General features: G+C 64.7%; 19 protein-coding genes. 8 read left to right on the forward strand and 11 right to left on the reverse strand.

Annotated features, from left to right (window positions below):
• Positions 1-149: 149 nt before the first annotated feature.
• A complete protein-coding gene (locus BIWAKO_RS20885; protein WP_069880275.1) occupies positions 150-785 on the reverse strand; it encodes a pyridoxamine 5'-phosphate oxidase family protein in 636 nt (211 codons plus the stop codon).
• A gap of 210 nt (positions 786-995) precedes the next feature.
• Positions 996-1,853: an endonuclease/exonuclease/phosphatase family protein gene (locus BIWAKO_RS20890; RefSeq protein ID WP_069880276.1), complete on the reverse strand. Its 858-nt coding sequence runs from the start codon at positions 1,851-1,853 to the stop codon at positions 996-998.
• Between the two features lie 285 nt (positions 1,854-2,138).
• Here BIWAKO_RS20890 and BIWAKO_RS20895 point away from each other — a divergent pair, with 285 nt between their 5' ends.
• On the forward strand, positions 2,139-3,692 hold the full coding sequence (locus BIWAKO_RS20895) for a phospholipase D family protein (protein ID WP_069882665.1): 1,554 nt from the start codon (positions 2,139-2,141) through the stop codon (positions 3,690-3,692).
• Positions 3,693-3,809: 117 nt separating this feature from the next.
• Positions 3,810-4,484, forward strand: coding sequence for an RraA family protein (locus BIWAKO_RS20900; protein ID WP_069882666.1), 675 nt, complete (start codon positions 3,810-3,812; stop codon positions 4,482-4,484).
• Between the two features lie 19 nt (positions 4,485-4,503).
• On the opposite strand, the gene BIWAKO_RS20905 is transcribed toward BIWAKO_RS20900, so the two are convergent.
• Positions 4,504-5,649, reverse strand: a complete 1,146-nt coding sequence (locus tag BIWAKO_RS20905; protein WP_069882667.1) for a citrate synthase — start codon at positions 5,647-5,649, stop codon at positions 4,504-4,506.
• Positions 5,650-5,733: 84 nt separating this feature from the next.
• On the opposite strand from BIWAKO_RS20905, the gene BIWAKO_RS20910 reads away from it, so the two are divergent.
• On the forward strand, positions 5,734-6,813 hold the full coding sequence (locus tag BIWAKO_RS20910; RefSeq protein WP_069880277.1) for a citrate synthase/methylcitrate synthase: 1,080 nt from the start codon (positions 5,734-5,736) through the stop codon (positions 6,811-6,813).
• A 19-nt stretch (positions 6,814-6,832) separates the two neighbouring features.
• Here the strand turns inward: BIWAKO_RS20910 and BIWAKO_RS20915 are convergent, their stop codons facing one another.
• Together BIWAKO_RS20915 and uvrA are read right to left on the reverse strand one after the other, a co-directional pair.
• Positions 6,833-7,189: an invasion associated locus B family protein gene (locus tag BIWAKO_RS20915; protein WP_371332197.1), complete on the reverse strand. Its 357-nt coding sequence runs from the start codon at positions 7,187-7,189 to the stop codon at positions 6,833-6,835.
• A 566-nt stretch (positions 7,190-7,755) separates the two neighbouring features.
• Positions 7,756-10,677, reverse strand: coding sequence for an excinuclease ABC subunit UvrA (gene uvrA / locus BIWAKO_RS20920; RefSeq protein ID WP_069882668.1), 2,922 nt, complete (start codon positions 10,675-10,677; stop codon positions 7,756-7,758).
• A gap of 387 nt (positions 10,678-11,064) precedes the next feature.
• Here uvrA and ssb point away from each other — a divergent pair, with 387 nt between their 5' ends.
• Positions 11,065-11,601, forward strand: a complete 537-nt coding sequence (ssb, locus tag BIWAKO_RS20925) for a single-stranded DNA-binding protein (protein ID WP_069882669.1) — start codon at positions 11,065-11,067, stop codon at positions 11,599-11,601.
• Between the two features lie 194 nt (positions 11,602-11,795).
• Here the strand turns inward: ssb and BIWAKO_RS20930 are convergent, their stop codons facing one another.
• From BIWAKO_RS20930 to BIWAKO_RS20940, 3 genes are all read right to left on the reverse strand, one after another.
• Positions 11,796-12,230, reverse strand: coding sequence for a VOC family protein (locus tag BIWAKO_RS20930; RefSeq protein ID WP_069880279.1), 435 nt, complete (start codon positions 12,228-12,230; stop codon positions 11,796-11,798).
• Positions 12,231-12,319: 89 nt separating this feature from the next.
• Positions 12,320-12,814 carry an SRPBCC family protein gene (locus tag BIWAKO_RS20935; protein ID WP_201788636.1) on the reverse strand — a complete coding sequence of 165 codons (495 nt, stop codon included), beginning with the start codon at positions 12,812-12,814 and terminating at the stop codon, positions 12,320-12,322.
• A gap of 2 nt (positions 12,815-12,816) precedes the next feature.
• Positions 12,817-13,194, reverse strand: a complete 378-nt coding sequence (locus tag BIWAKO_RS20940; RefSeq protein ID WP_069880280.1) for an ArsR/SmtB family transcription factor — start codon at positions 13,192-13,194, stop codon at positions 12,817-12,819.
• Positions 13,195-13,370: 176 nt separating this feature from the next.
• On the opposite strand from BIWAKO_RS20940, the gene BIWAKO_RS20945 reads away from it, so the two are divergent.
• Entirely contained in the window at positions 13,371-14,486 is a 1,116-nt protein-coding gene (locus BIWAKO_RS20945; protein WP_069880281.1) for a M20 family metallopeptidase, read from the forward strand.
• 90 nt (positions 14,487-14,576) lie between these two features.
• On the forward strand, positions 14,577-15,755 hold the full coding sequence (locus BIWAKO_RS20950) for an E22 family MetX-like putative esterase (RefSeq protein WP_069880282.1): 1,179 nt from the start codon (positions 14,577-14,579) through the stop codon (positions 15,753-15,755).
• A gap of 132 nt (positions 15,756-15,887) precedes the next feature.
• Here BIWAKO_RS20950 and BIWAKO_RS20955 read toward each other — a convergent pair whose 3' ends face one another.
• Positions 15,888-16,520: a MarC family protein gene (locus tag BIWAKO_RS20955; RefSeq protein WP_069880283.1), complete on the reverse strand. Its 633-nt coding sequence runs from the start codon at positions 16,518-16,520 to the stop codon at positions 15,888-15,890.
• Between the two features lie 55 nt (positions 16,521-16,575).
• Here BIWAKO_RS20955 and BIWAKO_RS20960 point away from each other — a divergent pair, with 55 nt between their 5' ends.
• Complete coding sequence (locus BIWAKO_RS20960) at positions 16,576-17,085, forward strand: hypothetical protein (protein ID WP_069880284.1); 510 nt, start codon at positions 16,576-16,578, stop codon at positions 17,083-17,085.
• A 223-nt stretch (positions 17,086-17,308) separates the two neighbouring features.
• A complete protein-coding gene (gyrA, locus tag BIWAKO_RS20965; RefSeq protein WP_069880285.1) occupies positions 17,309-20,113 on the forward strand; it encodes a DNA gyrase subunit A in 2,805 nt (934 codons plus the stop codon).
• Between the two features lie 95 nt (positions 20,114-20,208).
• On the opposite strand, the gene BIWAKO_RS20970 is transcribed toward gyrA, so the two are convergent.
• Positions 20,209-20,505 carry a hypothetical protein gene (locus tag BIWAKO_RS20970; protein WP_069880286.1) on the reverse strand — a complete coding sequence of 99 codons (297 nt, stop codon included), beginning with the start codon at positions 20,503-20,505 and terminating at the stop codon, positions 20,209-20,211.
• Between the two features lie 125 nt (positions 20,506-20,630).
• Positions 20,631-22,388, reverse strand: a complete 1,758-nt coding sequence (locus BIWAKO_RS20975) for an AsmA family protein (protein WP_069880287.1) — start codon at positions 22,386-22,388, stop codon at positions 20,631-20,633.
• Positions 22,389-22,523: the final 135 nt, after the last annotated feature.

Here is a 22,523-nt window from a genome sequence, read left to right on the forward strand (position 1 = left end):
GGTGACGGCCCAGTGATCCGGCCCAGCGGCTTCGGACCTTGCAGGCATGGCTGGCGAGCAGATACCGGCCACGCAGGCGAACAGTGCCGCGTGGAGGCGGCCAAAGCGGCGCTTGTCCCTAAGCACCCGCAGCTCCCGCCGCGTGAACTCTAGTAAAGCCGCGATTTGTAACCCTCCGCGAGATTCGCTTCGGCTTCCGCCACTCCGATTGCTTTGGTCTGCTCAGCCACGATGCGGCCGAGCGAAGGGAAGCTGTGCCGCGGAACCTGCGTCGCGGGGTCCCAGAGCTTCGAGCGGATCAACGCCTTGCCGCAATGGAAATAGGCTTCGTCGATCTCGACCAGCATGCCGGTGACCGGGCTGCGCTCCTGGACGGTCGAGGGTTCCAGCAGGCCCGGTTCGCGTGTGACCCTGGCACGGCCGTTCACCCGCAGGGTCTCATTGATGCCGGGCACCATGAAGATCAGGCCGATGCCGGGCGACGCGAGGATGTTGCCAAAGGTGTCGACCCGGTTGTTGCCACGCCGATCCGGGATCAACAATGTCCTGTCGTCGAGGATCCTGACGAAGCCGGGTGCATCGCCGCGCGGGCTGGCATCGGCACCACCTGCACCGTCACCGCTGGCGATGACCAGGAAGGGCGAGAGCGCGATGAAGTCGCGGCAGAACTGATCGAGCTGCTTCAGCACCTTGCTGTCGGCGATCGGGTTGACCGGGCCGATATGGGTCCGCAGTTCAACCGCATCCTCGATCAAGGCTGCCGGCTCGGTTGCTGTCGCAGTCATGAAGTCCTCTCGCCTCTTGCATGGTGCCAACCGCGTGACGGGCTGAGCGACCGATTGTTTTGCAAGCTAGCGTTAGACGTCGGATAGCGCCACCGCAGGCGGCGCGCCTGGATGCATGGCGGGGGTGCTTACCCAGCGATACGGGTGATACTTGATGATTCCTCAGTCCAGGGGGCGGAGCCTCACCGGCGAGCCCTCGAGGGCCGCTTTTCAAACGGGGCTCTTCATGCCCTGCCTCTGGGGCGCGTGCTCTATCCAGCCAGCCGTCACCACGCCCGGGGAGGGGGAGCGTTCGGGGCGAGCAGCCTGCCCGAGTCTGAGCGCGGCTTTTATTGGTAGATGATCGGAGGCGATCTGGGCGAGAGGGCTGTCGTGAACCTCGATGAGCGAAACCAGATCATGCGGGTTGGCGATGATGCGATCGAGCGACCAGACCGGAAAGCGCGTCGGAAAACTCGCCACGGCACCGTCGAGCGGTCCAAAATCCGGATGGAGCTCCTGCAGGGACGAGTGCCTGCCGATCCGCCACTCGTTGAAATCGCCCATCACCACGACCGGGCGGCCGTCGGGAGGCTCCGAGGCTGCGAGGATGCTCCGGACCTGTCGCGTCCGCGAGCGGTGCAGCAGGCCAAGATGCACGGCAATGATCCGTACGGGACCGGCGCGCAATGTCAGGTCGACGACCAGTCCGCCGCGAGGCTCGGCGCCCGGCAGCACGAGTTGCTCGACCCTGTCGACCACGCCGTCTCGGAACAGCACCAGATTGCCATGCCAGCCATGCCCGTTGCGGGTGGCCCTGAGGGGCACAGCCGTGAGCCCGCATTCACGTTGCAGCGCGTGAAGGTCGAGCAGGCCCAGGCGCTCTCCGAAGCGTTGATCGACCTCCTGCAGCGCGATCACATCCGCATCGATCTCCTTGATGACGTTCATCGTGCGCCAAGGATTGAAACGCCGGTCGCGGCCCACACATTTGTGGATGTTATAGGAGGCGACCAGCGTGTTGCCGCGGCTCGCGCGGTGATCGCCGTTGGAATAGGATTTGCGCTGTTGCCGCAAAGCCGTGGCCATCAGCGGTCCGAGGGATCTGAGCCCCCGTGGGAGCCGACGTTTCCGGAACATGAACAACGTGTTTCCTGAGGCGTTAGGCGGAAGGGTGATGGGCAGAGGTTTGTTTGTAACAGAACGATTCGTAATGCAGTCTGTTCGACCTGTCCCGGGCTGTTCTCGATACTGTGTCCGGCAAGGGGTCGTTCATCTGTCGTCCAGATCTAGCAGGGGAGAGATGGATCCAACTTTCGCCGCGAGTGCCCTAGTGGCTTTTCGTTGCGACGACCCGGCCTCTCCTCGACCATGATGCACCTGCTCCTGATCATCGTTGCATTCGCTGGCCTGCTCGCCCTGGCATCGGCCATCGCAACCTATTCCTATGGTCATTTCGCCCGGCGTGCGAAAGGGCCGCCGTCCAGCGCCCTGGCCGTCGCCGATGACGAGACCCTGCTGGACAGGATCCTCTCGCAGCTCGTCGCCGGGCGCGAGAACGAAACCGGCCTCCTGCTGCTCTCTGAAAATCTCGACGCTTTTGCGGCGAGGGCGGTTGCGGCCCGCAGCGCCGGGCGCAGCCTCGACCTGATGTACTATGTCTGGAAGAACGATCTGACCGGACTGCTTCTCGCCCACGAATTGTTAGCTGCCGCCGATCGTGGCGTGCGGGTGAGGCTGCTGATCGACGACATCAACACCCGCGGGCTGGACGGTGCCTATCTCTCGCTCGATGGGCATCCCAACATCTCGGTCAGACTGTTCAACCCGAGCCGGGCGCGGCGCGGTGGCTTGCGGCGCGGCATCGAGATGGTGTTGCGCGCGGTCTCCGTGACGCGGCGGATGCACAACAAGGCCTGGATCAGCGACGGTCGGCTGGCGATCGTCGGTGGCCGCAACATCGGCAATGAATATTTCGCGGCTGCCAAATCCTCCAACTTCCAGGACCTCGACGTCCTGCTCGTCGGAGCCGCGGTGAAGCAGGCGGAAGCTGTCTTCGACGCCTTCTGGAACAGCGACGTGGTAATCCCGATCGATGCCCTGGTGACCTGGCGGCAGCCGAAGCTGGCACGCTTGCGGAGCGCGCTCGCGAAGCTGCTCAAGAGCGCGCGCGCGCGCCCCTATATCGAACGTGTCCGCGAGCGCATGTCGCTGACGGACACGCTCAATCTCTCCGAGAAGATCCACTGGGCGCGCGAGGCCAAGATCATCTCGGATCCACCCGAGAAGGCGTTCGGCGGCAAGCGGGAGAACTGGTTGCTGGGCGCGCTCATGCCCAGCATCTCCGCCAGCCGGGATGTGCTCGAGATCACGTCTCCCTATTTCATTCCCGGCAGCGACGGGACGGCGCAGTTGAGCGGTCTGGTCGCAAGGGGGGTCGATGTCGCGATCCTGACCAACTCACTGGCGGCGACGGATGTCGCAGCAGTCCACGGTGCCTATGCCCAGTACCGCGAGCGTCTGTTGAAGGGAGGCGTGCGTCTCTACGAGCTGCAGCGCTATGCGAGCCGGCAGCAGATCTCCGTATTCGGCTCGAGCGGCGCCAGCCTGCACACAAAGGCATTCACGGTCGATCGGAAGACCGGCTTCATCGGCTCGTTCAATTTCGACCCGCGCTCGGCCTCGCTGAACACCGAGATGGGTGTGCTGTTCGAACAACCCGCACTGGTGGCCGAGATGCGGCAGCTCTTCAGGGCTGATACGGCGCCTGAGGTCAGTTACGAGCTTTCGCTCGAGGATGGCGGCCTGCACTGGAACGGCATGCGCGACGGCAAACCCCGGCGTCTCGGACATGAGCCGGATGCAAGCCCGTCCCGCCGCGCGTTGGCGTTCATCGTCGGCCTCTTGCCGATCCAGTCGCAGCTATAGATCCGCCAGAGCGACTTTCTGTCGAACGGAACCTGCTCCTGTTCCACGAGCAGAACTCTGAACGGCTTGACGCTCCGGAATGGCGGACGGAAGCTGGCACCGCATGAGGAGATCGCGATGTCAGCCTTGACCGCCCTGCCTGAGCTGGAAACCTTGAAGGGCAGGCTGTACTCCGCTGTCCTGTCCGACGTGCTCGATCAGCTCGGCTTTCCCAACCAGGCGGTGAAACCGTTCGTGCGGCCACTCGACGACGCGACGATGCTCTGCGGCTTCGCCCGGACGGGGCTCTACATGAAGCGCTATCACCTTCCCGAGGGCCACAATCCCTACGCGCTCGAGATGGATCTGATCGACAGCTTGAAACCCGGCGAGATCGCCGTGCTGGCCTGCGACGGGCCGACCGACCGGATCGCGCCCTGGGGCGAGCTCCTGACCACGGCCTCGATGGTACGCGGCGCCACCGGCTGCCTGACCGACGGGCTGGTTCGCGATGTGCGCCGCATCCGCGAGCTCGGCTTCCCGCTTTTCCATGGCGGTATCGGCCCGCTCGACACCAGGGGCCGGGCTGAGATGATGGCGGTCGACGAGGCGGTCGAAGTTGGCGGGGCAAGGGTCGAGCCGGGCGACTTCATCTTCGGTGATGCCGATGGCGTGGTGGTCGTGCCGCAGCGCATTGCCGAGGAGGTGGTGAAGCTCGCCCTTGCCAAGATCGAGGCGGAGGACACGACGCGCGAGGAGCTTCTCGCCGGCGCGAGCTTGCGCTCGGTTTTCGAACGGCACGGAGTGCTCTAGCGGGCATCTCGGTTTCCGGTCACGCGGAGCCCGGCGCCACCCCGACATAGCGCGCTCGCGGCCGGATCAGGCGGCCAGTCTGAAATTGCTCCAGGGCATGGGCGATCCAGCCCGTGCACCGTGCCGCAGCGAAAATCTGGAAGGGGGCGTCCTGCGGCAGGCCCAGTGTGGAAGCCAGGGCCGTCAAGGCAAAGTCTATGTTCGGAACGTCGCCGGTGATCGCTTCCGTGACGCGGCGGACCTCCTGGTACTCGGCAGGAAGAGGGAAGGCCGACAGCAGCCCGCGTGCGCGGGGATCCCCTTCGGGATAAAGCGGGTGCCCGAACCCTGGCACCGGCGTCCCGAGCGCCAGCCGCGATTGGACCGCGGCCTCGACGCCCTCCCGCCGCGCTTCGCCGAAGAAGGCGCGAACCCGGGCAGACATGCCGCCGTGCAAGGGGCCTGACAGCGCGGACAGGCCCGCCAGAACGCAGGCAGCCAGCGACGCCCGGGTCGAGGCGGTGACGCGGACCGCAAAGGTCGATGCGTTCAGCTCATGGTCCGCCAGCAGGACGAGGCAGGTACGAATGAAATCGGCGCCCGTCGGGTCGCAACCCCAGGCGCGCGCGATGCGGTCATGAATGGGTCCTTCGCCGGGACGGCCGGCAACCGCATCGACGAGGGCGTCCAGCACCGAGGCTGCTTCGAAATACAGGGCCTTCGGGGTCCGGCTGCCGATTACCGGGTCTGCTGCGGCGCGTGCCGCGATCATCGCGAACATCCGCTGGTTGCCGGTTCCGGGACCGACGATGTTGAACTGGGGCGGAAAGCGCGCATCGCCGCAGGCCCAGAGCAGGCGTGCGATATCCTCAAGACGGGCGGTCCGGGCCAAGTCCTCGGCATCCTGGCCGCGATACCAGAGCCGCCCATGCGCGATCGTCGTGATGCTCGATGCCAGCACCGGCTCGCCCCAGGCGATGGCGTCCTCGGCAATCGCCGCGTTTCGTCGCCCTCGTGACTTCCGGTACTCCAGCCGCGCGACATCGGCGGCGCGGTAGAGGCTGCGCCGCGGGTCGGCGGAATCGGTCCGTGCTTCGATCCGCCCCCGGCTGACATAGGCGTAGAGCGTCTGCGGCTTCAGCTGCAGCCGCGTCATCACCTCATGGGCAGTCAACCAATCGCTCATCGCCATATGTTGATTTTGTTGTTCAAGATTGATTCTAGTTCGGCCCGAGCCGATCCTCAAGGCCGTTCTTCCAGGGAGTGCCTGATGTCGGATGGTCTTGAAAATGTCGTTGCAGCACAGACGGTCCTGTCGGACGTGGACGGAGCAGCTGGCCAGCTGATCATTCGGGGGCATCTCCTCGACGACCTTGCCGGCCGTGTGACCTTCGCCGAGGCGGCGCAGTTGATGCTCGCAGGCTTCTTCGACGCATTGCCGTCCGGCGAGGCCTTCGAGGCGGCGCTTGGCCAAAGCAGGGTGGAGGTGTTTCGCGAGGTTGCCAGCCTCGATGAGACGCTCATCCAGCGAGCGCCGGTCGAAGCGCTTCGTGCGCTGATGGCGCGGTTGGCCGATGGCGATGATGCGGCGACCGCCTTGCGCCTCCTGGCGGCGCCGGCCGTCTTCACGCCGGCGATCATACGGCGGCAACGTGGGCTCGCACCGATCAAGCCGGATGGCCGGCTAGCCCACTCAGCCGATATTTTGCGGATGATGCGCGGGGAGGCGGCCAGCCCGTCGCAGGCGGCGGCGCTGGATACCTATCTCGTCACGGTTTGCGATCATGGGCTGAATGCCTCGACCTTCGCCGCCCGGGTCGTTGCATCGACACAGGCGGGGCTGACCTCGGCCGTGGTGGCCGGGCTGAGTGCGCTGAAGGGGCCGCTGCATGGCGGAGCGCCCGGGCCCGTGATCGACATGCTCGACGACATCGGCGAGGCAGGCAATGCACGAGCCTGGCTGGAAGCCGCGTTGCAGCGCGGTGATCGCCTGATGGGGTTCGGTCACCGTATCTATCGCGTGCGGGACCCTCGTGCCGACGCATTGAAGCGCGCGATACGCCAGCTCGATGCGGATTCCGGCCGCCTTGCCTACGCGGAGGCGGTCGAGCAGGCCGCTTTGGCTATTCTTCGTGAGCGGAAGCCAAACCGCGCATTGCAGACGAATGTCGAATTCTACACCGCGCTCCTGCTCGAAGCCCTCGCATTCCCGCCCGACAGTTTCACCTGTGTCTTCGCAATGGGACGGACGATCGGCTGGATCGCCCATGCCCAGGAACAGGTGGCCGGCGGCCGGCTCATCCGGCCCCAGTCAACCTATGTCGGTCCGGTGCCAAGGCGTGCTGCCTGACGGGCGCTGGCTGCCATCATCAGCTGCATTGCTGCAGCTGCCGCGAGGCGGCGGTCACGCCGTCCAGCGAGAAGGTGTAACTGGTTTCGTTGCCGCGGGCCGAGCGCGCCTCGAGCACCATTTCGTCGCCGGCCTTCATCGCCGCGAGCAGCTCGCCCTCGCGTTCGACGCGCTGGAGCCAGGCATTGCGGCCGGCGGTCAGCATGCGGAAACGCTCGTCGCCGATCGTGACCTCGACGGTCGAATTCTTGGCGAAGTCGTAGCCGGTCTGGAAACTCGACTCCGTGCGGCCAGCGCTCTCGCCGCTCTGGACGAAGAAATACACGTCGCCATGGCGAAGCTCGGCAGGTTTTTCAGAAACCGGGTTGCTGGAGATATAGCAACGTTGGCTATTCCCGTTCGCATAGGATGAGGCGTTCCAATTCTTGAACTGACCGAGCGGCTTGGCCGGATTCGCCATTGCTCCGGCCGAGGCCGCGAGGAATACGAAGGTCGCCGGGATCGCCAGTTTCATCATTGCTTCATCTCCTTTTGAGTTCGCAAGGGATGGAACCTGAAGCCTAACGAGGCGTAAACAAGGCGGCGGAAAGCGCGTGCGACCCTGCGGCGCAGTGGCACGCAGCCGCCGCCTTCGGTGCGGCAGGAGAGGATGAACGGCAGTGGCGCGCCGTGAGGCGGGTGTTGGGTTTTACTTCCATCGGATCGGGAAAGGGGGCGGCGAATTGGCCGTCGCAACCAGCCAAGTCTCCACCGATTGTGAGACGTGGCGGTGCGTGCCCCAAGGCCTTCAGCCTCCGGGGCGTAGGTCCCGCGAGCCGTTCGCAGCGTGCAAAGACCACATCTGCGCTCGGCGATAGGAACGACGGGAAATCACCAGCACGCGCATCGCCGGTCGGGCTGTCTCGCGCGAACCATCGGCGCCAACCGGCGCTTTAACGACGCCTATTCCGCCGCTTGTGCGGGCGCCTTGCCCGGCTTCTTCAGCGGCCGGCGCTCCAGCACCTCCTTGAGGAACCGGGCGGTATGGCTGCGGCTGACCTTGACGACATCCTCCGGCGTGCCCTGAGCCACGACCTCTCCGCCGCCATCGCCGCCTTCCGGACCCATGTCGATGATCCAGTCGGAGGTCTTGATGACCTCAAGATTGTGCTCGATCACCACGACCGTATTGCCCTGCTCGACCAGCTCATGCAGCACTTCCATGAGCTTGGCGACATCGTGGAAATGCAGGCCGGTCGTCGGTTCGTCCAGGATGTAGAGCGTGCGGCCGGTGGCGCGCTTCGAGAGTTCCTTCGACAGTTTCACGCGCTGGGCTTCGCCGCCGGACAGCGTCGTCGCCTGCTGGCCGACATGGACATAGCCGAGCCCGACACGGGCCAGCGTCTCCATCTTGTCGCGGATCGAGGGCACGGCCTTGAACAGGTCCTTCGCCTCCTCGACAGTCATGTCCAGCACATCCGCGATCGAGCGGTCGCGGTATTTCACCTCGAGCGTTTCGCGGTCATAGCGCTTGCCCTTGCAGACATCGCAGGTGACGTAGACGTCGGGCAGGAAATGCATCTCGATCTTGATGACGCCGTCGCCCTGGCAGGCTTCGCAGCGCCCACCCTTGACGTTGAAGGAGAAGCGCCCCGGCTGATAGCCGCGCGCCTTCGCCTCGGGCAGACCGGCGAACCATTCGCGCATCGGCGTGAAGGCGCCGGTATAGGTCGCCGGGTTGGAACGCGGGGTGCGGCCGATCGGCGATTGGTCGATGTCGATGACCTTGTCGAGATGCTCCATGCCCTCGATGCGATCATGCTGGGCGGGATGCTCGATCGAGCCGTTGAGCTTGCGGGCGACGGCCTTGTAGAGCGTGTCGATGACCAGCGTCGACTTGCCGCCGCCCGAGACGCCGGTGATGCAGGTGAAGAGCCCGAGCGGAATCTCGACCGAGACATCCTTGAGGTTGTTGCCCCTGGCGCCGACGATCTTGAGCGAGCGCCCCTTTTGTGGCTTGCGGCGCTTGGCCGGCACCGGCACCGAGAGCTCACCCGTGAGGTAGCGGCCGGTCAGCGAGTTCGGGTCGGCCAGGATCTGGTCCGGCGTGCCCTTCGAGACGATCTCGCCGCCATGGATGCCGGCTCCGGGGCCGACATCGACGACATAGTCGGCGGTCAGGATCGCGTCCTCGTCATGCTCGACGACGATCACGGTATTGCCGAGGTCGCGCAGGCGCCGCAGCGTCCCGAGCAGACGCTCATTGTCGCGTTGGTGCAGGCCGATCGAGGGTTCGTCCAGCACATAGAGGACGCCGGTGAGGCCCGAGCCGATCTGCGAAGCGAGGCGGATGCGCTGGCTCTCGCCGCCCGAGAGCGTGCCGGAGCCGCGCGCCAGCGTCAGATATTCCAGGCCGACATCGAGCAGGAAGGTCAGGCGGTCGCGGATCTCCTTGAGGATGCGTGTCGCGATCTCGGTCTGCTTCGGCGTGAGATGGCGCGGCAGATCGGAGACCCAGGCCAGCGCATCGCGAACCGAGAGGCGGGAGATCTCGCCGATATGGCTGCCGGCGATCTTCACCGCCAGCGCCTCGGGCTTCAGGCGAAAGCCGTTGCATGCGGCGCAAGGCGTCTCGGACATGAAGCGGCCGATTTCCTCGCGCGCCCAGTCGGATTCCGTCTCCTTCCAGCGCCGTTCCATGTTGGTGATGACGCCCTCGAAGGGCTTCTTCACCTCATAGGCGCGCAGACCGTCATTATAAGCGAACCGCACCGGCTCGGTGCCGGTGCCGAACAGGATGGCATCGTGCGCCTGCTTCGGCAGTTCGGACCAGGGCTTGGTCATCGAGAAGCCGAAATGCTTGGCGAGCGCGTCCAGTGTCTGGCCGTAATAGGGCGAGGTCGACTTGGCCCAGGGCGCGATCGCCCCCTTCTTCAGTGAGATGGAATTGTCGGGCACGATCAGATTGGCATCGATGCGCATCTCGTGGCCGAGACCATCGCAGGTCGGGCAGGCGCCGAACGGGTTGTTGAATGAAAAGAGCCTGGGCTCGATCTCGGGGATCGTGAAGCCGGAGACGGGGCAGGCGAATTTCGAGGAGAAGGTGATGCGCCTGGCCTCGCCGCTCTCCTCCTTCTCGTCGGCATATTCGAAGACCGCGATACCCTCGGCGAGCTCGAGCGCCTGTTCCAGCGAGTCGGACAGGCGTGCGGCGAGGTCGGGGCGTATGACGATACGGTCGACCACCACGTCGATGTCGTGCTTGAACTTCTTGTCGAGGGCGGGAGCGTCCGGGATCTCGTAGAATTGGCCGTCGATCTTGACGCGCTGGAAGCCGCGCTTCAGCCAGTCGGCCAGCTCCTTGCGGTATTCGCCCTTGCGACCGCGCACCACGGGCGCCAGCAGATAGCCGCGCGTCTTCTCCGGCAGCTCCAGCAGCCGGTCGACCATCTGGCTGACCGTCTGGCTCTCGATCGGCAGGCCCGTCGCCGGCGAGTAGGGGATGCCGGCACGTGCCCAGAGCAGGCGCATGTAGTCGTGGATCTCGGTGACGGTGCCGACTGTCGAGCGCGGGTTCTTCGAGGTCGTCTTCTGCTCGATCGAGATGGCCGGCGAGAGCCCGTCGATCTGGTCGACATCGGGCTTCTGCATCATCTCGAGGAACTGGCGGGCATAGGCCGAGAGGGACTCGACATAGCGGCGCTGGCCCTCGGCATAGATCGTGTCGAAGGCGAGCGAGGATTTGCCCGAGCCCGAAAGGCCGGTGAAGACCACGAGCTTGTCGCGCGGGATCGCCAGGTCGACGTTCTTGAGATTGTGCTCGCGCGCGCCGCGCACGGAAATCACGCGGGCATTCGGATCGGCCGCGCGGTTGCGGTCGAACATGTCCTCAAGCGTGGCGGCTTGTTCAGCCAAGGAGGTCTTGCGGGCCATCGGGGCGTCCGTTCGGGTAAGGCGTAGAGATAGGGCAAATGCCCGGCCATGCCAGCCTCACGGCGGTCTGGCAGGCATGAATATCACGCAGCGGGATAGGCTGCTGTCTTTCTCCTGACAATTCGCGTCAGGAGTAGGGCGTCCGGTTTGGGCGCCGTCCGCCGAGGCTCGTCCGACCTCCGGCGGCAGCCTTGCGAATCCTGATGAAGACAGGGGACAACTCTGCAAAACGGACTTGAACAAAGCAAGAACATTGTTGATAGTGACGTCCGCGGGCGCTAGGGTCCGGCTCCGGTCGTCGATCGGATTTGCAGATGTGCGCAGGAAATGGAGCCTCTCATGGCTGGTAGCGTCAACAAGGTCATTCTGGTCGGTAATCTCGGGCGCGACCCCGAGGTGCGCCGGCTCGGCAGCGGCGAGCCGGTCGTCAATCTGCGCATCGCCACGTCCGAGACCTGGCGCGACAAGCAGTCCGGTGAGCGCAAGGAAAAGACCGAGTGGCACTCGGTGGTGATCTTCAACGAGAATCTCGCCAAGGTCGCCGAGCAGTATCTGAAGAAGGGCTCGAAGGTTTACATCGAAGGCCAGCTCCAGACGCGCAAATGGCAGGATCAGTCCGGCGTCGAGAAGTACACGACCGAGATCGTGCTGCAGCGCTTCCGCGGCGAACTCACCATTCTCGACAGTCGCGGGCAAGGCGGTTCGGATGAGTATGGCGAGGGCGGCGGTTCGGTCGAGGACCGTTCGGGCGGCGGCGGCTCCTTCGGGCGCTCGAGCCCGATGGGCGGCGGTGGCGGTTCGCGTCAGCCGGCCATGTCCAGCGGCGGCGGCGGGCGGTCGTCGAGCAGCCATCTCGACGACGACATCCCGTTCTAGGGCAGGCGAGGGCGAACCGCGTTGCGGATCGCAATCTCCCCAGGATTAGAGGGCCGCTCCCGACCGTTCGGAGCGGCTTCTTTGTTGGTCGCTGAAGGACGGGGCGGGGCCCTCTATCATTGCAGGTGCGGTAAACGGCGCTCGTTGGCGAAGATCGCTATTCTCGGTGCGAGATTGCGCTGATTCGGCTTTGGTCAGCCGTCATAGGCCTTTTGAAGCGCAGCAATGTCGATCTTCTGCATCTGCATCATCGCCTGCATGGCACGGCCGGCCTTCTCCTGTTCAGGGCTGCTCAGCAGCGTGGGCAGTACTGACGGGATGACCTGCCAGGAGATTCCGAACCTGTCCTTCAGCCAGCCGCATTGCTGGATCTGTCCACCGTCGCCGAGCCTGTCCCAGTAGTAGTCGACCTCGTCCTGGGTTTCGCAGTTCACATAGAGCGAGATCGCCTCGGTGAACTTGAAACGCGGCCCGCCATTGAGCGCCGTGAATTCCAGGCCTTCGAGCTCGAAGGAGGCCGCCATGGGCGAGACGCCGCCGAGCTTCGAATTCCTGAAGACGGAGGTGTAGAATTTTGCCGCCTCCTCAGCCTGGCCATCGAACCACAGGAACGGGGTAATCTTCTGCATGGTCGTCTCCTCCTCTTGGATGTGGGACAGGGGGGTGGTCGCCCGAATGCTGCGAGCGCCGGGCTTCCGGAGATGATCGGTGGAAGGGCTCAGGCGGCCTGCTGTCTCTCCGCGAACAGGGTGTCGAGCTTTCCGTAGCTCGCGGCGACGCCATCCTTCATGCCGCTCCTGAGCGCGCCGTCGCGAGCCTCGCGCGAGGAATAGAGCACAGTCAGGGCCAGTTCGGTCTTGCCCGCCTGCTCCGTCAGAACCAGCGTCGCTATCGCCTCTCCGCCGGTCCAGTCCTGGTCGAACAGTTCGGTCCGGACGATACGCTCAGGGCGCGCGATCTCGCGGTAGATGCCGCCCATTCCCATCACGGCGCCGTCCGGTCCGTGCCAGACATGGCGGAAGCTGCCGCCGACCCGAAAATCGACCTCGCAATGCTGCAGTGACCAGCCTGGAGGGCCGCTCAGCCACCTCTTCAGCAGCTCAGGCCGGTTCATGGCTTCGAAGACCAGCTCGCGCGGTGCGTCGAAGAGGCGGGTCATCAGGACCTCGCGGTCGCTGGGCGTGGAGACGGACAGATCGGCGGTCGTCATCATCGTCACTCTCCTTTGGGGTTCAGTCCTTTAGGGTTCATGGCGGATTGCCCAGTCTCGGCCTTCATCTCGTCGAGAAGGAGGTCGAGGCGCTGGAAGGTCGTCTCCCAGAACTGGCGGTAGCCTTCGAGCCAGCCATTTGCGTCGGCGAGGGCCTGGGGCTCGAGCCGGCAGGGGCGACGTTGCGCGTCCCGCCCGCGCGAAATCAGTCCAGCGCGCTCCAGCATCTTGAGATGCTTGGAGATGGCCGGCTGGCTCATCGCGAAGGGCTGGGCCAGCTCGGTCACCGAAGCCTCGCCCAGCGCGAGGCGTGCCAGGATCGCCCGCCGGGTCGGATCGGCCAGGGCGGCGAAGGTGGTGTCGAGCCGGCCGGATGGTGTCATTGAATTACCTAATGGTTATATAACGTAGTTGTTATTTAACGTGACGCGGCCGGTGTCAAGGCTGAGGGGCGGGCAGCCCGGCCCTTCCGATCGATCTGTCATGCGGAGCAGGCATCTCCGCCCCGGCGCGTGAAATCCTTGTGCGCAATGGGGGAACGGGCGTATGTGCAGCGCTCATGAGCAACACAGATCCCGCCGCCTCAGCCCTGTCCGTCTGGATCGCGCTGGAAAGCCCCACTCATCACGCTCCTGGCGTGAACGGCATGATGGACCTCGTCGCCAAGGAGGTCGAAGGCCTGCCGATCGCGGTCGAGCGCCTGCCGGGCCGCGACGGCCTCGGAGACAGCGTCATCCTGAGGGCCGGGCTCGACAATGGCGAGAAGGCCGTTTCGGTCATGTCGCATCTCGACACGGTCCATCCGGTCGGGACGAGTGCCAAGGATTTGCCTGTCCGGATCGAGGGCGACAGGCTCTATGGTCCTGGCGTCTATGATATGAAGGGCGGTGCCTGGCTCGCCCTGCAAGCCTTCAAGGATGTGGCCAAGGCGGGCTCGGCAAAGCGGCCGATGATCTTCCTGTTCACGCCCGACGAGGAGATCGGCTCGCCGACCACCCGTTCGGTGATCGAGGAAATCGGGCGTCAGTCGGCGGCGGTGCTGGTCACCGAACCCGCGCGCGAAGGCGGCCGCATCGTCACAGCCCGCAAGGGGGTCGGCCGCTTCGACGTCAGGCTGGAAGGCCGCCCGGCGCATTCGGGCTCACGCCATGCTGACGGACGCAGCGCCATCCGCGAGGCGGCGCATCAGATCCTCGCCATCGAGGGTATGACGGACTATGCGCGCGGCATCACTACGTCGGTTGCCTTGATCGGCGGCGGCACGGCGGCGAATGTGATTCCGCAGCATGCGTGGTTCAGCGTCGATGTGCGCGTCACCACGCTTGCCGACGGTCAGATGATGGAGAACCGCATCCTTGGGCTCGCGCCCCGCGATCCCGATGTGAAGATCACGGTGACGGGCGGCATGAACAGGCCGCCCTATGAGAAGTCGAGCACGGTTGCAGAGTTGTTCGAGACAGCGCGCGGCGTGGCGGCGAAGGTCGGCTTCGATCTTCAGGACTGTCCGATGACCGGTGGTGGTTCCGACGGCAATTTCACGGCGGCGCTCGGCGTGCCGACGCTGGATGGTCTCGGCATCGACGGCAATGGCGCCCATACGCTCGAGGAATACGCCCTGATTTCCTCGATTGCACCGCGCCGCGCCCTGATCAAGGGGCTGCTCGAGACAGTCTGAGCGCTCGGCTTCCCGCTTCCGCTTCTGCCCGAAATCCGCTCTGATGCTTCCCAAGGCCGCGTGACGGCTGTCCTTGGGAAGGGAAGCGGCATGAAGAACTGGATCGCAGGCGCCTTTGGCGCTGCTTGCATGGTGGTGGCGGGAATGGCGGCGGCACAGGACCTGATGGTCGAGAAGAAGGTGTTCGAGCTACCGAGCTTCACGACGCAAGGAGGGCGCACACTCAAGAACGTCAAGGTCGGCTGGGAGAGCTACGGCACGCTCAATGCCGACAAGTCGAATGCGATCCTGATCTGCCATTTCTTCTCCGGCAATTCGCATGCCGCCGGCAAGTATGACGCCAAGGATGCTGCGCCGGGCTACTGGGATGCGATTGTCGGTCCCGGCAAGGCGATCGACACCAATAAGTACTTTGTCTTGTCCTCCGATACGCTGGTGAACCTCAACACCGGCGACCCGAAGACAACGACAACCGGCCCGGCTTCGCTCGATCCCGATACCGGGAAGCCCTATGCGCTCGATTTCCCGGTCGTCACGGTCGGCGATTTCGTCAATGTCCAGAAGGCACTGGTCGAGAGCCTGGGCATCAGGAAGCTGGCGCTGGTCGCCGGGCCGTCCATGGGTGCGCTCCAGACCTGGGAATGGGCGGCAAGCCATCCCGAAATGGTCGCCAAGGCGATGCCGGTGATCGGTGCGGCCGAAGCCGATGCGCAGCTCATCGCCTGGCTCGATGTCTGGGCGGCGCCGATCCTGGTCGATCCAAACTGGAACAAGGGCGCCTATTACGGCGGAACCCCACCCAATGCCGGCCTCGCCAAGGCGCTGGCGGTGGTGACGCTGCAGGCGAACCACGGCGACTGGACCAATGGCACCTTCGGACGCCGACCCGCCAAGGAGGGCGAGGAGCCCACCAAGGCGCTGGGGAACAGGTTCCAGGTCCAGAGCATCCTCGACAATGCCGGCGAGGCGCGCGCCAAGGTCTCCGACGCGAACCATTTCCTCTATCTCGTGAAAGCGAACCAGCTTTTTGCCGCTGGCGGAACCTCGCTCGCCAATGGCGCCTCGAAGATCAAGGCGCCGGTCCTGCTGATCACGCAACCGAAGGATCTGGTCTTCACCGCGGATACGATCGGCAGGACGGTTGAAGGCATGAAGCAGGGCGGCGTCGACATCTCCCACATCACCATCCAGGGCTCGCGCGGGCATCTCGACGGCGTCATCTCGATGAAGCAGGCCGAGGGAGCGATCCGGGCCTTCCTTGAGAAGTGAGGCGCGTCAGCGTCTCATACTCGGCCCTGCACCGGGCCTGAGCCTTTGAACGGTGATGAACGGCACATGCGCCGATGGCCGGGCAAACCTGGCCAGGTCGGCGACGCCCCTTTCAGGGGCGGCGGCCACGTCCTAGCCGCCTCCGATCACGGCGCGCACGCCATCGATGACGAATTGCACGGCGAGCGCGGCGAGGATCACGCCGAGCAGGCGCGTCAGCACGACATTGCCGGTGACTCCAAGGAGGCGCGCAATTGGCGTCGCCATGAGGAAGGTCACGAGGCATGAGGCGATCACCAGCCCGCAGATGACCGCCAGCGAGCCGAGCATGGCGAGATCGCCATTGGCGCGGCCGGCGAGCAGCATCATCGCTGTCAGCGAGCCGGGGCCTGCCATCAGCGGGATGGCGAGCGGGAAGGCGGCAACGTTGCGGATGTGGTCGAGAGTGATTGCGGTCTCGGCCGTCGCCTGCTTGCGCTCGTTGCGGCGCTCGAACACCATCTCGAACGAGATCCAGAACAGCAGCAGTCCGCCCGCGATGCGGAAGGCCGGCAGCGAGACGCCGAGCGCCTTCAGCACGACATCGCCGGCAAGCCCGAAGAAGGCCATGATGCCGAAGGCGATGATGCAGGCGCGCACCGCAACCTGCCTGCGCTCGTCGGCCGACATGCCGCGCGTCAGGGACAGGAAGATCGGTGCGAGACCCGGCGGATCGAGGGTGACCAGCAGCGTGACGAGGGCGGATGTGAGGTAGTCGAGCGTCATCCCGGCACGCTATGCTAGATTGCTGGAGCAAACTACAGGGCATGGCTGCCGCAACATGCAGACAATCGATGAGGCGCCAGCCAGCATCGAGTTCCGAGCGAACGAGAGCCGCTGGGAGGCGCTCGTCTATGTCGGCTTCGGCGGATGGATCGTCTACGATATGGCCTCCAAAGGTGGTTGGACGGCCGTGGTTGGCGTCGCTCTCTTTGGCTCCCTTTTCCTGCTTCTCGCCTTCGGGAAAGCGGTGGGCGAACCTGATCGCTCGGTCCATCTGGCATTTGATGAAGAGGGGCTTCTGGTGCCTCGCGTGTTTGGGCGGAGGCTGCCTTGGACTGCGGTGCACAGCTATGCGCTCGAGACCGGTTCAGAGAATGGAAGTACTCTTCGCGTCTATGTCACCGAGCCTGAGCTTTACGGACCGAAGCCAACTGGCCTGTGGGAAACCTGGCTGACGAGCAGCTCCGCGCTGACCGGGATTCGCATGTCTATCAGTCGACTTGCTTGTGACGAAAAAGACATCGAAGTCGCCTTTCAACGCTTTGCTCCCCAGGTTCGCAGGATCTAGCCGGAGGCTTGTCAGGCGACGGTCCTGCCGATCTCGGCGCGCGAATTCCCCTGAAACATGGCGGCAATGTGGGAGGGCTCGGAAAGTGAGTCAAAAACGGCTCTCAACGCTTTGATAGCAAAGGGTTTTAATTTCTCTGGAGAGATTCGTCTTTTGCTGGCTTCGCGGGGCGGAATCGGATAGCCAGAAGCTTGAAAAATCGTAGAAAACGGGACCTCATCCCTTGAGCGAAGACGACAACGGCACGCGCGGCGGCCAGCCGGAAGATCCGCATTTCGGCGGCGACATCAAGCCGATCGCCATCACTGACGAGATGAAGAAGAGCTATCTCGATTACGCCATGAGCGTGATCGTCAGCCGCGCTCTTCCCGACGTCCGCGACGGGCTGAAGCCGGTGCACCGGCGCATCTTGTTCTCGATGCACGAGAACAAGAACCTGCCGGACCGGCCTTATACCAAATGCGCCCGCATCGTCGGCGATACGATGGGTAAGTACCATCCGCACGGCAACATGGCGGTCTACGACGCGCTTGTCCGCATGGCGCAGGATTTCTCGCTGCGCCTGCCCTTGATCGACGGCCAGGGCAATTTCGGCTCGATGGATGGCGATTCCGCGGCGGCCGATCGTTATACCGAGGCCCGGCTCGACAAGGCGGCAATGCCGCTGCTCGAGGATCTCGACCTCGACACGGTCGATTTCCAGCCGAACTACGACGGCAAGGAGCATGAGCCGCGGGTTCTGCCGGCGCGTTATCCGAACCTGCTCGTCAACGGGGCCGGCGGCATCGCCGTCGGCATGGCGACCAATATTCCGCCGCATAATCTCGGCGAGGTGATCGATGCCTGTATCGCACTGATCGACGATCCCGAGCTCTCGATCGACGACCTGATCGAGATCGTGCCGGGGCCGGACTTCCCGACCGGCGCCTCGATCATGGGCAGGAGCGGCATCCACTCCGCCTATCACACCGGGCGTGGCTCGATCGTGATGCGGTCCAAGACGCATATCGAGGAGCTGCGCAAGGAGCGCGAGGCGATCATCGTCACCGAAGTTCCCTATCAGGTGAACAAGGCTTCGATGGTCGAGAAGATCGCCGATCTGGTTCGCGAGAAGCGGATCGAAGGCATTTCCGACCTGCGTGACGAATCCAGCCGTGAGGGCGTACGTGTCGTCATCGAGGTCAAGCGCGACGCCATGGCCGATGTCGTGCTGAACCAACTCTACCGCTACACGCCGCTGCAGACCTCTTTCGGCGCCAACATGGTCGCGCTGACCGGTGGCCGGCCGGAGGTGTTGAACCTCAAGGACTTCCTCTCGGCCTTTGTCGAGTTCCGTGAGGAAGTCGTCTCCCGGCGCACGCGCTATCTCCTCAACAAGGCGCGTGAGCGCGCCCATGTTCTCTGCGGCCTTGCCACCGCGGTTGCCAATATCGACGAGGTCATCCGCCTGATCCGCACCGCGCCGACCCCGGCCGCTGCACATGCCTCGCTGATGGATCGCAACTGGCCGGCCGAGGACATCGCGCCGCTGATCGCGCTGGTCGACGATCCGCGTCATCCGATGAACGCGGACGGCACCTATCGCCTGTCCGATGCCCAGGCCAAGGCGATCCTCGAATTGCGCCTCGCCCGCCTGACCGCCCTCGGCCGCGACGAGATCGGCGATGAACTCGCCAAGCTCGCGACCGAGATCGCGGATTATCTCGACATCCTGCGCTCGCGCGCCCGCATCCAGTCGATCATCAAGACCGAACTCGCCGAGGTGAAGGCTGCCTTCGCCACGCCGCGCCGCACGGTGATCCAGGACTGGGGTTCCGATCTCGACGACGAGGACCTGATCGCGCGCGAGGACATGGTGGTGACCGTGTCCCATGCCGGCTACATCAAGCGCGTGCCGCTCTCGACCTATCGGGCGCAAAAGCGTGGCGGCAAGGGCCGTTCGGGCATGTCGACCCGGGATGAGGATTTCGTCACCCGGCTCTTCGTTGCCGACACCCACACGCCGATCATCTTCTTCTCCTCGCGTGGCCAGGCCTACAAGGAGAAGGTCTGGCGGTTGCCGCTGGCGGCGCCGAACGCGCGCGGCAAGTTCCTCAACAACATGCTGCCGCTGGAGAAGGATGAGCGCATCACCACGGTGATGCCGCTGCCGGAGGATGAGGAGAGCTGGGAGCGGCTCGACGTGATGTTCGCGACCCGGACGGGCAATGTCCGGCGCAACAAGCTCTCCGACTTCGTGCAGGTCAATCGTAACGGCAAGATCGCGATGAAGCTCGATGAGGGTGACTCCATCGTCGACGTGCAGATCTGCTCGGAGCATGACGACGTGCTGCTGACCACGGCGGCCGGCCAGTGCATCCGCTTCGCCGTGCCGGAAGTGCGCGTCTTCAAGGGGCGCGACTCGACCGGCGTGCGTGGCATCAACCTCGCCGACGGCGACGAGGTGATTTCGCTCGCCATTCTGCACCATCTCGACGCGACGCCGGATGAGCGCGCCGCCTATCTCAAGCGCGCCGCGGCTGCCCGGAAGGCCCTGAACGGCGAAGGCGACGACACCGCCGAGCCGGTACAGGCGAGCGAGGGCGAGGAGGCCGCCAGCGATATCGAACTCGGCCAGGAGAAATATGCCGAGATGGGCGCTGCGGAGCAGTTCATCCTGACAGTGTCCGAGAAGGGCTACGGCAAGCGCACCTCGTCCTTCGAGTACCGGGTCACCGGACGCGGCGGCAAGGGCATCGTCGCCATGGTGGTGAACGAGCGCAACGGCAAGCTGATCGCCTCCTTCCCGGCGGTCGATACGGACCAGATCATGCTCGTGACCGATGGCGGGCAGGTGATCCGCGTGCCGGTCGACAAGGGGCCTGACAACCGTATCCGCATTGCCGGCCGTTCGACCCAAGGTGTCACGGTGTTCAACACTGCGGCCGGCGAGAAGGTCGTTTCGGTCGAATGCATCGGTGATGCAGGGGACGACGAGGCCGAGGACGAAGGCCCTGCGCCTGCGGACGAGCCTGCTCAGGAAGGCTGAGGCCGGCTTGTTTCAGGTTTGAAATGACCTGGAGCCTGGACTGTCCGCGCAGAGGAACCACTGAGGCATGATGCCGAGCATTTCGGCATCATGCCTCAGGCCACGACCGCCACCAGAACCGACAGCCAGATTGTAAATACGCCCAGCGCGAATGCCCGCCGGGCGGGTATCACCTTCTCGTCGCCGTCTGCTGCAACGGGTGTGGTTGCGATCCAGGTGACGGAGCCCAATGAGGCAAAGCCGGCAAAGGCCAGGGTGACGATGACGATGTCGAGCCGCCGCCATGGCACCGGCTCATGGACACCCCAGTAACCGAGGAACGCCATCCCCATTGCAAACATGGTGGCTGAGGCGGAACAGAGCCCTACGATCGATCCCGTTGGTGCACGCATGGCGTAGTTTCCGCGCTGACTGCGATGAGGAAACACCCGGTCCGAGGGCAGGTCAATCGCGAGGCTGCGCGGGCAGGCTGAGGCTCAAATCTGCCCGGGTGGTGGGTGACCAAGCCGGGCGACCGTCAGCGCGTCAGGAGATTTGGCAGGGTGCTGCCGGCTGGACGCAAGGTGGCGTCCGAGTTGAGCGCCAGCGATGGACCTTCAAGCGGGCCTTGCAGGACGAGGGGCACCGTGAGGGAGCCGCTCTGCTGGGCCAACTGGCCGGCCATCTCGATCCAGCCTTGCTGCAGGAATGCTTGGCCTGCGAGCGTGAGACGATAGGTCGGGCCCGTCATCTGGGCGTCAGTGATTGTCGCGATGCCATCCGCCACATTCGCCGTTGCGCTCGCGCTGTCGAATGGTGTCTTGCCCTGCCGCCATTCCCGCAGGGCCGCCACAGGATTGCGCTCGGCGCGGCGCAACAGGTCGATGAAGGCAAAGCCGCCAAGCTCGCCTTGACGCAGACTGAGGCTCGCCTTTCCGTTCAAGGAGGCGAGAACGGCCTCGGCCGTGGTGCCGGTGCCATCCAGCGCGAACTGCAGATTGCCTTGCCCGCTCAGTTTCGGCAGTTCGGGTAGGTCGGTTGCACTCTGCCCGAGATTGATCCGGTCGAGATTGCCTTGCAGCTTCACGTCGATGGCGTTCGGGGCCGCACTCGCAAGCAGGCGGCCCTTGACGCTGCCGCCATAGGCCGTCGCGCGAAGCAGTCCAGCCTCGAAGCGGCCCTTCTTGACGAGCAACTGGGTCGCGACATCACTGAGACGGGCGCCGCCGAGGCGGGCGGCATCCACCGAGACGCGCAGGTCGATGTCGTGGGCCGTCCAGGCCTCGAATTCGAGCGGCGTCGGGTTGGCGAGCCCGGTGCCAGGCTTGGGCAGGCCGAGCCGATTGGTCATGCGGCCAAGATCAAGCGTTGCGCCGGCGAGCGTTCCCGAGAGGGACCAGCGTTGGCCGGCCTCGCCGAGCATGATCGCGCCGTCGAGGCGGTCCCCGTCGAGGACGGCGCTCGCGTTGCTGAGCGAGATCTCGTTGGACTTGATCTGGGCTTCGGCGGTGATGCTGAGCTGTCCGATGGCAGGCGCGAGGCGGGGCGTTTCACCGAACCAGGCGAACAGATCCGGGAGCGACCGCGTTGAGAGGCTTAACTGCCCATTGAAGACCGGCTCGCGCAGGCCGGATCGTATGCCGTCCAGGCGCAGGTTCATCCGTTCGGAGGTCGCAGACAAGGAGAGCCTGGCGCGTTCACCGGCGACCGGCCAGACAACGCTGAGATCGGTCGCGACACCGCGCCAGGTCACCGAGCCCGAGGCGATGATCGGCTCTTCGGGGTCGCGGTCCTCGATGATCAGGTTGACATCGCGCAGGATGGTGCGAATCGCACCTTCGGCCCGCGCAAAGACCGAGCCCGAAATGATCACGATCCGGCTCTGGTTCGTGAGGCTGGTGAGATAGGCGAGGGGCGGCGCGAGCCACTCCGAGAGTTCGTCGTCCCGGCCTGAAACGGTGGCATCGATTTCAGGAGAAACCAGATCGATCCGGTCGAAGGAGAGGCGCCCTGCCAGCAGCGGCAGCAGGCGCGCGCGCGCCTTGAGCTGCAACGCCTTGCCCGAGAGCAGGCCATCATGTTGCCTGAAGCTGACTCGCGAGAGTTCGACCCGCGGCAAGGGCAGCAGGACGATGCTCGCATGCTCGAGGCTGGTCACCTTGAGGCCGGTGCGATCCTCGATGCGGGACACGACATGACGCTCGACCAGTCCGACGGCAACGCCCCAAGATTGCAGGCCAAGCAGCACCAGGCCGATGGCGAGCGAATAGGCGAGAATGGAAACGCGTCGTGTCATGGGCCTTCGGCCGGGCTGCAACCGGAATCGAACCGGAGGTCAAGCTAAAATTGTTTATGACGATGCCGGGCGGCTTGTCGAGGTGAGGCACCCATTTCCGGCATACAAGCTGTGGATCGGCAAACGGAGCCGCAA

Source organism: Bosea sp. BIWAKO-01, from assembly GCF_001748145.1.
Classification (GTDB): Bacteria; Pseudomonadota; Alphaproteobacteria; order Rhizobiales; family Beijerinckiaceae; genus Allobosea.